The organism is Bacillus cereus group sp. BfR-BA-01524, from assembly GCF_022662595.1.
Taxonomy (GTDB): Bacteria; Bacillota; Bacilli; order Bacillales; family Bacillaceae_G; genus Bacillus_A; species Bacillus_A thuringiensis_S.
Genome location: NZ_JAKUDW010000072.1, coordinates 1 through 15,115, shown reverse-complemented (window position 1 = coordinate 15,115; position 15,115 = coordinate 1). Strand labels below are relative to the sequence as shown.

Genomic DNA, 15,115 nt, shown 5'->3' with positions numbered 1-15,115 from the left:
TTTGGAAAGCGGGGGCCAAAAATGAAAAACTTACTTAAAGATTGGAAATATCCTTTATTACTACTGTCCGGAGTTGGTATTGCGAATTTAGGGGCATGGATTTACTTAATAGCACTGAATGTACTTGTCTATAATATGGGTGGCTCAGCCTTAGCTGTTGCTACTTTATATGTAATAAAACCATTAGCCACTTTATTTACAAACGCTTGGTCTGGGAGTATGATTGATCGTTTAAATAAACGGAAGTTAATGATTCACCTCGATATATATCGTGCGTTATTTATCGCTATTTTACCTTTACTTCCGTCACTTTGGATTGTTTATGTATTCGTATTCTTTATAAGTATGGCCAGTGCAATTTATGAGCCAACTGCTATGACGTATATGACGAAATTAATTCCAGTAGAGCAAAGACAACGTTTCAACTCATTACGTAGTTTAATAGGATCTGGTGCATTTTTAATTGGTCCAGCGATAGCAGGGGTTTTATTAATTGCGAGTACACCAGAGTTTGCTATATATATAAATGCTATAGCATTTCTCTTATCAGGGTTAATTACATTACTTTTACCTAATCTTGATAAGAAAGAAGCTTCGGATACAACAAGTAATACATTATCTCTTACAGTATTAAAAAAAGATTGGAATACTGTTATAAATTTTAGTAGAAAACATGTGTATGTCGTATGTGTGTATTTCTTATTTCAAAGTATGTTCGTATTAGCAACCGCTACTGATTCACTTGAACTATCGTTTGCGAAAGAGGTATTACTACTAACAGATAGTGAATATGGTTTTCTAGTTAGTATAGCTGGTGCGGGATTTATTTTAGGTGCAATAACAAATACAATTTTGTCAAAGAAATTAGCACCTTCATTTCTAATTGGAATAGGATCATTATTCATCGCAATTGGTTATTTAATTTATGCTTTTTCAAATATATTTTTAATAGCTGCTATTGGATTCTTTATTTTATCTTTCTCTATGGCATATGCAAATACAGGATTTTATACATTTTACCAAAATAACGTTCCCGTTCACATAATGGGACGGATTGGGAGTATATATGGACTTGTTATTGCGTTAGTAACAATCTTTATTACAATATTATCTGGTGTTGCGACTCAGTTCATTTCTATACAACTTGTAGTTATTGTAGGGTCATTAATCATGTTATTTATTACTATCGTCTTGTGTGTGTTTACTTTATTCCCATCACAATCTAAGTTGTATTCTACTGAATCAATAAAGTGAAACTTTAATCAGGGGGCATCCCCCACTGATTATCAGCCCTCACCAATCGGGCTTTTACGGGCAGCAGGGTCCCCACTTAACTTCTTTGCTTTCGCTGAATTTTGAGATGGGGGTCCTACTGCCCATAAATAGCGGAATACATTCGAAATGAACTTTGTGTTCTCATTAACAATTTATCGTATTTAATAAAAGGGTTCTTTCCCCTTTATATGGAAAAATTAATAAGGGTAAAGAACAATACCGAAAGACAAGGGGGGTGTCGTGATAAAAACAAAAGATGAAATTAATAAAATTGTAAAAGAAATACAAAAGAAAATAGATTTCTCTGGGGTAGTTTTAGTAAAAAAAGAAAAAGACTTAATCTATGAAAAAGCAATGGGTTACGCAAACAAAAGTGAATGTATAAACAATACGATACAAACAAGATTCGGCATTGCCTCAGGATGTAAAATTTTCACTGCAATTGGAATCTGTCAACTTGTTGAAAAAGGTGTTATTTCTTTTCATACAAAATTAAAGGATTGTCTAGAGATAAAACTTCCAAACTTCGATGAAGATATTACAATACATCAACTACTAACGCATAGCTCTGGTATACCAGATTATTTTGATGAAAGTATTATGGATAACTTCGGGGATCTTTGGAAACAAACACCTATGTATCTATTAAAGAGCTTAAAAGACTTTTTACCATTATTCCAAAACAGTAATATGATGTTTGCACCTGGGAGTAAGTTTCACTACAACAACGCAGGTTTTATCATACTTGGATTAATAATAGAAGAACAGACGGGACTTAAATTTACGGAGTATATAGAAACAAACATTTTTAATTCGATTGGCATGAATGATTCTGGCTATTTTTCGTTAGATAAATTACCAAGACATACAGCTCTAGGATATATAAAGGACGAAACCAACCAAAATTGGAGAACAAACGCTTACTCTATACCAATAAAAGGAGGGGCTGATGGAGGTGCATATGTTACTGCACCAGACATGTTGAAATTTTGGGTGGCACTATTTAATAATGAAATTTTAGGAAAAGAATATACAAAGTTACTTTTAACTCCCCACATTCATGTAAATGATAAACAGTCTTACGGATATGGAATATGGATTGAAACACGAGAAAACAAGGTATTCAAATATCATGTAATGGGATATGATCCAGGCGTCAGTTTTCGCTCGGCCATATATCCAGAATTAGAAATCACTTTAGTTATTCCATCGAATAAAGGGGCAGGACCTGAAAAATTAATGACAGAAATAGAAAGAGGTATTTAATTACATGGATATAAAAATTCGAGCGTATAACAAAGAAGATGAAATGGACTGGGTACGTTGTCGAGTATTATCTTTTTTAGATACAGCATATTATGATAATGTACTTAGAGAGAAAGAAAAATATGAAAATCCTGCTATTGAATTAGTAGCTGTATAGTTTGTTCAAGAGGGACTGGTCTTGGCGGCATGATTTGGCATATTGCAGTTCATCCTGATTTCCGTAGAATGAAAATTGGTAATCAACTATTAAATGAGGCAGAAAAGTTAGCGAAAGAACTTCACCTAAATCGCCTGGAAGCATGGACTAGGGACAACCTATGGGTACATGGATGGTACGAAAAGAACGGATTTGTAAAGGTAGATTCATATTTACACGTGTATTCCGATCATACAGACGAGATAAAAGATGTAATGAAAAGTAATATAAACCAATTATATCCAGTTCAAACATTTGCTCATTATACAGGTGAAAATAAAGAAGAGATACGAAAACAATTTAAACGGGTTCATGATTGTTTCTGTTTTGAAAAATATTTTATTTAACGAGAAACCCTTTATTTACTAAATAAAGGGTTTTTGTAATTCTGCACAAATACATATGATTATATGGATTTTAAAATAAAAAAATATTACTATATAGTTGTAAATTTTAATTATTAATTCATATGAAAGGATGTGTTAACAATTTGTATATGATCAACGGTAGTTTGTTTATTATTTTAGGGGTTATTTGTTATTTAATTGTATGTGGAATATTAATTGGTACCAAAAATAAAAAACATATGATTTGGTGGAAAGAAATAATAAGTTTTTTATTCGTGGTCTACATTTGTATGGTTGTTGCAGTAACTTTATTCCCTTTACCAATCGGTTTTCCTTCTAATATTGAAAATTTGAATCGATCGGTCAATATAATACCATTTGCATCAATTATTAAAGATATCAATCAAATTGGTAGTGCTTATGATGGGGATGCCCTATTTATGATTGGTCTAATTGTAAGAAATGTAGGCGGGAATATTTTATTATTAATGCCTTTAGGATTTTTAGCACCAATCTTATGGGATAAATATACGAAATTCAAAAATACTATTTTATTAGGATTTACTATATCAGTTAGTATTGAATTGCTACAATTAATTCAGTCTTTATTTAGTGGAGTGGGACGTATTACTGATATTGATGATGTAATCTGTAACGTTCTAGGTTCTATTTTGGGATATTGTATTTATAAAATCTTTTTAAAAATGGCTAATAAATGTAACATTCGAGTGTTAGATAAAACTAATTCTAAAGGTGTAAAATTAGTTGATAAATAAAAATTTAAACGAGGTTATGAATATATTAATAAAATTATTGAAGACGTACTTTTTAATTGTACGTCTTTTTATTTTTAAAAATAATGCTTAAGGCTGATGAGGAATCACATTTCCCATCTTACAATTGAAAGTAACTATCGTATTTCAAGTATGGAATGAAAAGGGGAGAATATAATTTTTAAAGATAAACAAGTTTATGGGAGGATTCTAAATGGATATTTTACTTGTTATTCTTATTATTGTTTTGATGCAAAGTAAAGAACGAAAAGTGAAAATAAACCGTATTTGGCTCATTCCGGCTTTGTTGTGCTTTGTAACAATCCAGTCCATTATTCATGCGGGACAAATAACTTTGTTGCAAGGACTACTGTTTGTTGTAATGCTTGGAATCGGCTTAGGTCTTGGAATTATACGAGGAAGAGCTTTAACATTTCGAGTAGATAGTGAAACAGGTCATGTACTACGAAAAGGAAATTGGGTAAGTACAATAATCCTTCTTGTTATTTTAGGAGCAAAAATTATTTTTAAACAAAGTATGTTTTCTGGTAGTACGCACCAGACATTAATGGTTGTAACAAACGCCTTTTTATGTATTACATTAGGCACTGTGATTAGTAGACGTTATTATATTTGGAAAAAATATAATGAATTAACACAAAAAACGTAAATACATTCACCCCCTGTTTAACATTGCTAAGAACGGTAATACTAATTAACATTGAACTTTTACAACAAGGGATGATAATATGATATACATTTACACAGACTTCGGCGGTACTCATACAACTTCACTTGCTGCAGCGTATCATTTAAATAAATTACCAACGGATCGTAAGTTAACGAAAGAAGAAATTTTGAATGTAGATTACTTTAATAAATTGAAAACAGAAGATATGGGAAAAATTATTTTTCATGGAATCGATGAACATGGTCATCCTGTATATACGATTGGATGTGGCGCATCAAAAGTTGTTGTACCAGCGATGAAGCATTTAGGAGAAATCTTGCAAAAACATTATCAAAGCCATGAAAAGATTATATTTTCTAACACATCACCAACAGTGCCTTTACCAATGACTTTCGGTGGGCTGTTTTCTAGAAGGTTCCATATTGATTTTATTGGCGTACCGTTACTCGTATGGGGAGCAAAAATTTGCTGTGATAATATACAAAGGCTTGTTAGTTATACAAAAGAAGCTGGAAGATTAACGAATGATTATGTTGTAATTTTAGATAATGAAACTTTTAAATAGTATATGATAAGAAGAAAATCGAGCAAATTCCTTGATTTTCTTTTTTATTTGTGAAATAGACAAGAAATAGTCACATTTAATATGCATCTACTATAGCCAAAACAATAAAGTCCTGTTACTATTACAGGGATATTCTCTTTTTATAACATAAATATATAGAAAAATTAGAAAAGAGGAATTGAATTAAGGGAGGAACAACATGAAGCGTGTTGCTTGGATTACTGATAGTACAACTGCGAATTTTAAAACAGAAGGAGATAACTTTGTTATCCCAATCGAAGTTATTATTGATGGAATGTCGTACAAAGATTGTGAAGAAGGTGTGCGTGAACGTGTTTATAATGCGTTAAACGAAGGTAAAACAGTCACTACTTCACAACCTAATATTGGAGAAATGGTAGAGTTATTTACGAAATGCAAAGAAGAATATGAAGAAGGATTTGCAGTTGCTATTAGCGGAAAAGTAAGTGGAACCTATCAAAATATGAAGCTAGCTGCAGAAATGGCAGGTTTTCCATTAACGGTATTAGATAGTGAAACAACAAGTTATCCAATGGATGAACTAATTAGAAAAGCGAAATCGTTATACAATGATGGTATGACTTTACAAGATATATACAAAACATTAGTAGATGAAAAAAGAAGACCTTTTCATGTATTCCCAAAAAGCTTAAAAGGTTTATATGCAAGTGGTCGTGTAAAGGGCATTCAATTTTTACTTGGAAGTTTATTAAGTGTTAACTTAATATTAGAAGTAAAAGGTGGAGAGCTTTTACTTGAAAAGAAAGTTCGTAAAATCCAAAAATGTCGAGAATATATTAAAAATGAACTTGAAAAAGAATTACCAAAAGTACTTCATATGTTCCATGCTAATGATAAAGATGGAGCCGAGGAATGGATTGCAGATATTAGACAAGCATTCCCTGAAATGGATTTCAAATTATATCCATTACCAATTTCATTTGCGGTTCATGCAGGTGAAGGAACAATAGCAATTAGTTATTAAAGTAAAACCCGTGAATTATTCACGGGTTTTTTATTTAATTAAAATGAAATTAGAATACAGAAGCTTAGGAATATTGGATATAAAATATGATAAATACGAGGCATAAGCAAGTTTACAAATTTCATGTCAACACTACAAACTTGACATGTTTATTAAGAAAGAGTGAGAATGAAAATATAACACTTATCCGATACATTCAGGGGATATTAGAATTGGATTTATTTTTAAGGGGGATGTTTAATGAAACCGGAAATAATTATCAGAAATTTCTTTAAAGAAGTGCGTTCAGGGATTAATCCAGATTTTTCAAATCGATATATGGCAGATAAAGTATTGGCACATCAAGTTATATCTGAAGAGGAACAAACAGTATACAGATCGCCGAAAGACTACGCTGAGCATGTAAGAGAGATGATTGAAGTATATGGGAATTTCTCTTTAGAAATTCAAGAATTATTAGTACAAGATAGTAAAGTATATGTACGCTGGAAACAAGTAGGTACACACATAGGAGAAATAGATGGGTATGAACCTACAGGCCTCCCTATAACTCAAATAGCAAGTGCAGTGTATAGAATAGAAAATGGGAAAATTTCAGAGTATTGGATTCAAATTGATAGATCAGGAATTCAAAATCAATTAGAGTGCAATAAGAATATTCAATAAATTATCTTTAATAATAATAGAAAAAAGCATAAAAATAAGATTTTTAAAATACTTATTTCTGTTACATAAAGGATACAAATCAATGTACTTTTTTACTGAAAGATTCATTCAAATTAATAAAAGAGAGCATGTTTTAATAAATCTTTTAAAATATGCTCTCTTTTATTGTTTCTATGTGTACTTACATCAGTTTGATGTAACATTATTATACAGTAACAAGAAATATAGGCATCTGTTTATGAACCAAAAAAATAGTGACAATGGTTCATATGGTTTAAATTCGGTATACGCTAGTTAATAATGAAAATAATAGAATCAATTTGTAATGTGTATTTCGTTTTACACTGTAAATCATTCATATTGAGTAATAGAATTGTAGAAACATATAATAGAATATTCGCACTAATATTTATACAGCTACAATCTATTTACATATAAGATTATTAGGATTATATTGACAATGAAAGAGAAAACAATAGATGGAAGGGGATGTTTTTTATGTTTAAAAAAGCAGCACTAGGGATTTCATCGTTAGCAATCACAGCGTTCATCGGATTAGGAATGGCAACAGAAGCTTCAGCTGGACCAGCAGCACCACTTACTTCACTGAACGTCGTACAAGTAGAGTCTGAGTTAGGCGGGGTAGAAACAATTAATCAGAACAGCTTCAGCACATCGCGTAACCACGGGGGAAAATACTTATATATTACAACGAAAGAAATGGGCTATGGCCAAAACCCATTTGCTAAAATGAATGGTTCTAATGTAAAAAGTATTGATTCCACTATAATTGGTGGAAGACCAATCGTTGGCTGGTATTATAAATGGGATGCTTCTGGACACCAAAAAGGAACTTTTGAGTACCAAAAGACATCTATAAATGCACCATTTAATACAATGCGTACATCAATTTATATCCAATAATTTTGAAAGCGTTCGCACATATAGAATAGTAAAAAAGGTACTTCTAGGAGTACCTTTTTTTATTTGAATCACGTTCATCTATATTTACAATCCCGATTCCACAGCAAGAATACTACCCATAAAACAAAATCCTTAAACGTCTATAAAATTAATATGAACGCGTAGTACAAGTCCGCTACAGTTAAAGTACGTAACTTTACATATTTCAACTCAATGAAGAAGGAAGAAACTGTAGTACTTACGCCGCAGTTTTTAATTCATCCATGAACTCACAGTTTATAGATATATAAACATAAACGTACTACCTGCTCCTCTTTTTTTAATTCAAGATTAAAAAAGAGGAGCTAAACTTATATAAGCTTAGCTTGATGGGTATGTGGCGTAACTTTAAAATTAATTACATCTTTTTCATAGCATAAATAATTTTGTATAGGGAGATGAAAGGATTTTTTAAAATAATAAAGAAGTATGTATAAACAAATATATAAATGGTAGTGATTAGGATGAAAATCAGTAAGTTTGCAGAAGTAAATAATGTAAGTGTAGATACGATTAGACATTATATGGACCTCGGACTCGTTATTCCTGAGAAAAAAGGAAGTCACTATTTTTTTGACGAGTATTGTCAAAAGGATATAGAACTTATATTAGAGTACAAATGGCTAGGGTTTAGCTTGTATGAAATTAAAGAACTGTTTCTTTATAAAAATTTAGGGAAATCCTTAGACTATGAAAAGGATAATTTTTATCAATCTTTATTTAAAGTAAAATATGAAAAGATTGAACAAGAAATAAAAACTTTAGAGGTACGAAAATGCAAATTAAAGGAAGCGTTACATAATTTATCTATAGAAACTGAAATTTCGAGTTCAATTTTAGGGGTAGATTTAAAAGTACTTCATTTGTTTAAATGTGTTAAGTGTAACGGAAATTTAATTCTTGAAGATGGCATTATTAATAAGAATCAAATTATTGAGGGAAAGTTAATTTGTAATTGTGGTGAAGAATACACGATTATTTCAGGGGTTTTAACAGCTGGCAACTCAGTGAAAGCGTATGAAAAGAAATCACTTGAAGATTCTATTTCGGATTATATTCATGAAACTGATACTGCTTTTTTGGAAAATGTTCAAAGAGGAGGAGAATGGGCGAAAAAGAAACTAATGCAATTAGATTTAAATGAAAAAATACTACTTGATTTAGGGTGTGGTATTGGGTTCTTTTTACGAAATATTTATGAAGAACTACCGGAAGAGTGTTTATATATTGCTGTTGATCGAGATTTGAATAAACTTTTACTTTTAAAAGATGTAATTGAGAGAAGAAATGTGAAAAGAAATATGTTATTTATCTGTGCCGACTTTCTAAACATACCTATTCAGAATAATTCTGTTGATATTGTAATCGATCAATCAGGTACAAGTAATTATAGTTTTGAACATGAGGAGTTCTTATTGTGCGAATTAAATTCCCTTTTTAAACACAATTGTTATTTATTAAGTTCATTTATTTTATTTAATAAATTTAGTATAAATAGCCAAATTGCACCTAGACTCAGAGAGAATTTTACATCTGCAAAAGTAACAAAAGAAATCGAAAATTTACAGTTTCAATCTATTGATGAAAGTACTTCAAATTATTTGATACGAGGGGGAAGGTACGAGGATTTCTTTGTTCAAGGAGAAGAAATTTATACATATTCATTTTTCGGAAAAAGATGGGGTTAACCCCATCTTTTATTTATTTCCCCTTAAAACTTTTCAAATAGTACATATTGCTATTGGGTTGACCCAAGAACTTACAATGTACGTAACACAAAGTTAGGCAGGGGGAAAAGTGATGGGAAGTTTACGATTACATATAGAAAATAAAAAAAGAAACCAAGAACTAAGAAATATTTGTTTATATTCAATTGCAAAAACAGTATCACTATTTGGTAGCTCTATTTATAGTTTTGCATTAGGATTGTATATTTTACAAATAACCGGATCTGCGTTAAATTTTGCAATTTCGCTCATATTAGGAACGATTCCAATGATTGTTATGAATCCATTTGCCGGTGTCATTGCTGATAAGGTTGATAAAAAGAAACTGGTTATTTGTATGGATTTACTAAGCGGATGCTTATTAATAACTGTTTATATATTAAGCAGCTATTATGGATTAAACTTATTCATCATTTATACTACTACCTTTCTTATGACAGTATTTACAACTTTTTTTGGAATAGGTTTAGAGGCCGTAAAACCGAATATGGTCACTAAAGAGCGGTTAATGAGTATTAATTCTATAAGTAAAATTATCGATTCTATATCTTTAATTCTAGGGCCTATGTTAGGGGGGATTGTTTTTGCAGTTTTTGATATTAAAATTTTTATAATTATAAATGGTATTTCATTTATCCTTTCGGCTATTTCCATATTGTTTATTAACTTTAAATTGTTTGAGCAAAACATAAATGAGGAATGTTCAATTAGAGAAATTAATTTTATTGAAGATATAAAGGAGGGATACTCTTATTTATTGGAGCGGAAAAGCTTAAAAAATACTTTTAGTATTTTAATTTCTCTTAATTTCTTTTTAGGCTTTGCTGTAACTGTTCCGTTGCCATACATTATTAACACAGTTCTCAATCTTAGTTCTAAGCAATTTGGTATGATTCAAGGGACTTTCCCGATAGGTATGATAGTTGGTGCAATATTAGTAAAAAAGATAACTGATCGTTTTTCTTACGCTTATCTTTTGAAAAAGTTAAGTTTTATGTTGGCGATTTTTATGATTATTTCAGGAATTCCAGTTTTATTCAAAAATTTTGAGGTAAATGATTTTGTATACGCTATTACCTATTGTGTTGTTATGTTCTTTTTAGGGCTAATTATAGTGCTTATTGATATACCTATAGCTTATTTCATGCAAAAAGAGATTCCTAATGAATATAGAGGGAGAGTTCTCAGCATTGGATTAAGTATAAGTAAAATGATGCTTCCTATAGCAATGGCGCTATCCGGTCTATTATTAAATTATATTCCAGCCTACATGATTACAATTGTAGGGGGAATCTTATATTTAATAGTAATTAAAGTTTCATCGAATTGTTTCATATTAGAAGTTCATTCGAAAGATTATAGCGCTTAGTAGATCTTAGATTATTTATATAATGGATACTGCTACATTTTTCAAGATAAGAAATGCAAATACTATAAAATGAAAAAATGGGCTGATTTCCCATGAACTATTTTGAAAAGATTACATATTCGTTCTGGAGAATAACTTTAAAATTTTAGGTTGAGGGGATGAATATCGTTCCGAAATACAATAATAAAATTTAACTTTGTGGATTGACCTTCCCCTTACAGGAAGCAGTATATTTAAAATAATTAAATACAGGAGGTGAGTATTATGCTTTCAATTGGAGAGTTTTCAAAAATATCTCATCTTACAATGAAGACGCTGCGCTATTATGATGAAATTGGGCTTTTAAAACCAGCTTTCATAGACGTTAAGAATGGCTATCGCTACTATGATATTTTCCAATTAGAAATAGCCTTATTGATTACACGATTAAAAACTTATTTATTTTCGCTGGAAGAAATTAAGGATATTTTAGAAGATCGGGAGAATACTGAATTGCTTAACTCTAAAATGAAAGGCAAACAAGAAAATCTAACACAGCAGATAACATATTATTCTTCTTTATTAAAAGAATTAAAGCTTGATATTCAACAATTAAATGAAGAGGAAAGTATCATAGGTTACTTAAATCGTATTGAGATTAATCTTGTAAATCACCTAACCTATAATATATTATCTCAGCGAAAACAAATTAATACCGCTGATTTCCTAATACACTTTAATGAGTTGTTTAGTAAAATTTTATTTGAAAATTTATTACCTAGTGCAAAACCACTTGCTATATTCCATAGTTCAGAATATGTACCTGAAAATTATGATGTGGAAATTGCGATTCCCCTTGCAGAAGCCACAAATAAAACAAAAGTGTTTAATCCCGGTCTTTGCGCAATGGCTACGCTTATTGGTTCTTACGAAGAATTACCTTTTATTCATACAAAGCTACATGTTTGGATTGAAGAAAATAACTATAAACTGAATGGAGCTCCGTTTGAAGTTTATAAAACGAATCCTTATAGCACACAGGAGGAGAATAATATCATAGAAGTTTATTTTCCTATAAAATGAATAAAGGAAGGAGCGTATCACAATGTATGGTATAAACCGGCCAACAATAAAAGAAAAAATATTAATTTTAGTTACTGAGATTATCTATCTAATCATTGCGTATTACTTACTTTTCATTACTTATTTCAAACCAGGCATTTCAATAGGGCTGTTTATAGCTTTGATTATCATCGCTTTACGATTAACGGCTATGATGTTTATATGGTTGCCTAGAGGGATTTCATGGCAAGAAGCCATTATGAACAGCATTGCTTTTGGAATTTATTATTTAGGTTTTCCAATCTTAATGATTACTAGTAATCAGGATCCTAATTTAATATTACTTACAATAGGTTGGATATTGTTTTTAGGAGGAAGTATGTTAAACACAGTTTCAGAGCTGCTTAGAAAATCCTTTAAAGACAATCCTGTAAATCAAGGTAAGCTATATACAGGTGGTTTATTTAAATATGCGATTCATATTAATTATCTGGGGGATTGCCTTTGGGTGTTAGGTTTAGCATTTATCGCTAGCAATATTTATAGTTTATTTATACCTCTAGGCCTGTTCTTTGTATTCGTTTTTGAATATATTCCAAAATCTGATGGTTACTTACAGAAAAAGTATGGAGAACAATTTACAGTCTATAAACAGAAAACAAAAAAATTAATACCGTTTATTTGGTAAATCAGTTTCATAAATTATAAAAAGCGCAGGATGCTAATCCTGCGCTTTTCTATCGTAATTCAGCGGTTTTTCTAATGACAATCTTATCAATATCATCTTCTTCATCACCAATAAATAATCCGCGTTCTTTTAAATATGCTTCAAAATATAAATCTGCTTCAGCGCGTTCGTCATATGGCTTTACAGAGAGAACGAAACCTAATTTGTTTTGTTCTTCTAAGTGAGAAGTGGAGATGTAAGCCGGTACATTATGGCGTAAAAAGAGTTCTTTAACCGGAATAATCATATCTTTCATTAATTTCGTTAGCATGCCCATTTCAAACTCGAAATTAAAGCGATCTATACTAGATAAATCAGCGAATACTACACCGATAAAACCTGTATTAAATACTTCTTGATATTCTACATCTTCATCATGGCCGCCATAAAAATTCTTTTCGATTAAATAATTTACAAAATAAGCAACGCCATCACTTTGTTCAAATGGTTTCGTTGAAAGAACAAAACCAATTTTCTTTTGTTTATGTAAATACACACATGACATGTATGCTGAAATGTTATGTTCTTTAAATAAAGCACTTGTTGCTCCAGAGAGACCATCTAGTACGTGATGAACAATTTGAAGTTTTTTACGAGCGAAATAATAGGATTTCTTTTGTAACTCCAATGTATCAATAAAGACAGAGCCGATAAAGCCTGTATTTGAAATAATAGGTGCTTGCTTTTTTCTTCCTCTGCGCTTTAATGGAGCCATTGTTAAAATCATCCCTTCATGTACGTTTAAAATAAAAAGAACGTTTGTTCGTATATTTATATTTTACTATTAAAACGCTCTAAAGTAAAGGGTTTTTGATGAAAATATAACAAAAAAGACACCTTATAAAAGGTGCCTTAAACGCTGTAAGGAATAGGGTTTACCCTAACTATTTATATTATGATACAGAAACAATCTCTTCTGTATCTTCTACATCTAAATGACAGTCCATAGTACGAACATCTTGATCTTCATGACTTCCGAAATAAATAGTAATTTTCATATGTATCGCTCCTTTATTCTAGGAATACCTAAAATAATTACTAGTAATGTTAATATTTATTATATACCACTTTTTTCATTCCGACAACGTTATATCATTTTTAATTATTTTAAACTATAGAGCACAATTTAAAGAGGTACTTTTTATAGAAAATGGTAAATTTCTAATATGTTATATTTAATATAGAAAAATTCGAGTGTTACTTTTTATGAAAAGGAGAACTATTGATGAATTATAAACAACTACTACTAGATAACTTTGCATTTAAAACTTCATATGTTGCACAATTTGTGCCCGGAATGAGTATAAAAAAAACGAAAGATTATATTGCTGTTGATTGTGGATTACCTGCCGATACATTTAATATCATCACTCTACTAAACAATAATTTAACGGAAGGGATCGAGAAATTATATAAAGAGGTAGAATACTATTATCAAAGAAATTTTCCAATGAGTGTTTGGTTATGGGATGAGGAGCAAGAGCGGGATATAAAAAGCGAGTTAATTAAAATCGGTTTAAAAAAAGCGGAACAGAATATTGCGATGGTAGCAGACTTAAAAACAATTTCCCCAACAATAAACATGCCAGTAAGTTTTACTATTCAACAAGCATCTTCACCTGGACAAATAAATAAATTTGGAGAAACGTTAGCTGATCTATTCGGCACATCAGAAGAAGGTATACATGTACAAGCATTCTATAATCAAATTTCTAATCTTGATATATGTAACAGTGAGAATATGAAATTATTTTTAGGGTTATATGAAGGTGAAGTCGTAACTGTTGGTTCATTGATATGTTCAAAAGATAGTATTGGTATTTATGACATAGCAACTAAAGTAGGAATGAGAGGACGAGGGTTCGGATCTGCTATATTCAATTTCCTTCTGCAAGAAGCACAAAAATTTAAAAATACGTATTGTGTATTACAAGCTTCACCAGATGGAATCAATATTTATAAAAAATCAGGATTTCAAGCTATCGGCAAAATGACTGTATTGGAAAATCGACATTTAATTGAGTAAATTATTCAAGTTAAATCGTCTTTATATAGGAGTTTATAAATTGTTATGAAAAAGATATATCTCGTTACAATAATTTGTGCCTTTATAGTAATAAGTATCTTTGTTTTTCAGAAAATAAATGAACATAAGTATACTAAAGCTATTAATCAATCAAATCATATAAAAAATATCGCACATAGAGGTGCTTCTGCGTTCGCACCTGAACATACAATAGAGGCATATCAATTAGGCCAACAAATGAATGGAGATTATATAGAAATTGATCTCCAAATGACAAAAGATGGACATTTAGTGGCTATGCATGACGAAACCTTAAACCGTACAACAAATGGTACAGGGCTAGTGAAAGAGCATACATTAGAAGAAATAAAGCAACTAAATGCAGGTTCTTTTTTCAACGAAAAATATCCGAACTTAGCAAAGAAAGAATTTGAAAATGCTAAAGTCCCAACATTAAAAGAAATTATTGAAACGTTT

At 30.7% G+C, this 15,115-nt stretch carries 15 protein-coding genes and 1 pseudogene; 15 read left to right on the top strand and 1 reads right to left on the bottom strand.

Annotation, left to right across the window (positions count from 1 at the left end; translation table 11 throughout):
• Positions 1-21: 21 nt before the first annotated feature.
• From MR170_RS21985 to MR170_RS21925, 13 genes and pseudogenes are all read left to right on the top strand, one after another.
• The gene (locus MR170_RS21985) at positions 22-1,254 is read left to right on the top strand and encodes an MFS transporter (RefSeq protein ID WP_016081414.1); all 1,233 of its coding nucleotides are present in this window, start codon (positions 22-24) and stop codon (positions 1,252-1,254) included.
• Between the two features lie 261 nt (positions 1,255-1,515).
• On the top strand, positions 1,516-2,541 hold the full coding sequence (locus MR170_RS21980) for a serine hydrolase domain-containing protein (RefSeq protein ID WP_016081413.1): 1,026 nt from the start codon (positions 1,516-1,518) through the stop codon (positions 2,539-2,541).
• A 4-nt stretch (positions 2,542-2,545) separates the two neighbouring features.
• Positions 2,546-3,084, top strand: a pseudogene (locus MR170_RS21975) (GNAT family N-acetyltransferase).
• A gap of 143 nt (positions 3,085-3,227) precedes the next feature.
• Entirely contained in the window at positions 3,228-3,860 is a 633-nt protein-coding gene (locus MR170_RS21970) for a VanZ family protein (protein WP_029442461.1), read from the top strand.
• 211 nt (positions 3,861-4,071) lie between these two features.
• Positions 4,072-4,527 (top strand): CcdC protein domain-containing protein, encoded by a 456-nt coding sequence (locus tag MR170_RS21965; RefSeq protein WP_242309287.1) that lies wholly within the window; start codon positions 4,072-4,074, stop codon positions 4,525-4,527.
• Between the two features lie 79 nt (positions 4,528-4,606).
• The gene (locus tag MR170_RS21960; RefSeq protein ID WP_000639421.1) at positions 4,607-5,113 is read left to right on the top strand and encodes a DUF3189 family protein; all 507 of its coding nucleotides are present in this window, start codon (positions 4,607-4,609) and stop codon (positions 5,111-5,113) included.
• Positions 5,114-5,312: 199 nt separating this feature from the next.
• Positions 5,313-6,119 (top strand): DegV family protein, encoded by an 807-nt coding sequence (locus tag MR170_RS21955; protein WP_242309286.1) that lies wholly within the window; start codon positions 5,313-5,315, stop codon positions 6,117-6,119.
• A gap of 240 nt (positions 6,120-6,359) precedes the next feature.
• Positions 6,360-6,785 carry an ester cyclase gene (locus tag MR170_RS21950; protein WP_242309285.1) on the top strand — a complete coding sequence of 142 codons (426 nt, stop codon included), beginning with the start codon at positions 6,360-6,362 and terminating at the stop codon, positions 6,783-6,785.
• Positions 6,786-7,283: 498 nt separating this feature from the next.
• On the top strand, positions 7,284-7,709 hold the full coding sequence (locus MR170_RS21945) for a DUF4879 domain-containing protein (RefSeq protein ID WP_242309284.1): 426 nt from the start codon (positions 7,284-7,286) through the stop codon (positions 7,707-7,709).
• A 503-nt stretch (positions 7,710-8,212) separates the two neighbouring features.
• Complete coding sequence (locus MR170_RS21940; RefSeq protein ID WP_242309283.1) at positions 8,213-9,436, top strand: MerR family transcriptional regulator; 1,224 nt, start codon at positions 8,213-8,215, stop codon at positions 9,434-9,436.
• A 112-nt stretch (positions 9,437-9,548) separates the two neighbouring features.
• A complete protein-coding gene (locus tag MR170_RS21935) occupies positions 9,549-10,844 on the top strand; it encodes an MFS transporter (RefSeq protein WP_224980358.1) in 1,296 nt (431 codons plus the stop codon).
• A 264-nt stretch (positions 10,845-11,108) separates the two neighbouring features.
• Entirely contained in the window at positions 11,109-11,906 is a 798-nt protein-coding gene (locus tag MR170_RS21930; protein WP_242309282.1) for a MerR family transcriptional regulator, read from the top strand.
• Positions 11,907-11,928: 22 nt separating this feature from the next.
• The gene (locus tag MR170_RS21925; protein WP_242309280.1) at positions 11,929-12,573 is read left to right on the top strand and encodes a methyltransferase family protein; all 645 of its coding nucleotides are present in this window, start codon (positions 11,929-11,931) and stop codon (positions 12,571-12,573) included.
• Between the two features lie 49 nt (positions 12,574-12,622).
• Here the strand turns inward: MR170_RS21925 and MR170_RS21920 are convergent, their stop codons facing one another.
• Positions 12,623-13,327, bottom strand: a complete 705-nt coding sequence (locus MR170_RS21920; protein ID WP_000035355.1) for a hypothetical protein — start codon at positions 13,325-13,327, stop codon at positions 12,623-12,625.
• A gap of 510 nt (positions 13,328-13,837) precedes the next feature.
• On the opposite strand from MR170_RS21920, the gene MR170_RS21915 reads away from it, so the two are divergent.
• Together MR170_RS21915 and MR170_RS21910 are read left to right on the top strand one after the other, a co-directional pair.
• Positions 13,838-14,638, top strand: a complete 801-nt coding sequence (locus tag MR170_RS21915; protein ID WP_242309279.1) for a GNAT family N-acetyltransferase — start codon at positions 13,838-13,840, stop codon at positions 14,636-14,638.
• 45 nt (positions 14,639-14,683) lie between these two features.
• A partial coding sequence (locus tag MR170_RS21910; RefSeq protein ID WP_276575650.1) for a glycerophosphodiester phosphodiesterase family protein occupies positions 14,684-15,115 on the top strand: 432 nt, incomplete at its 3' end.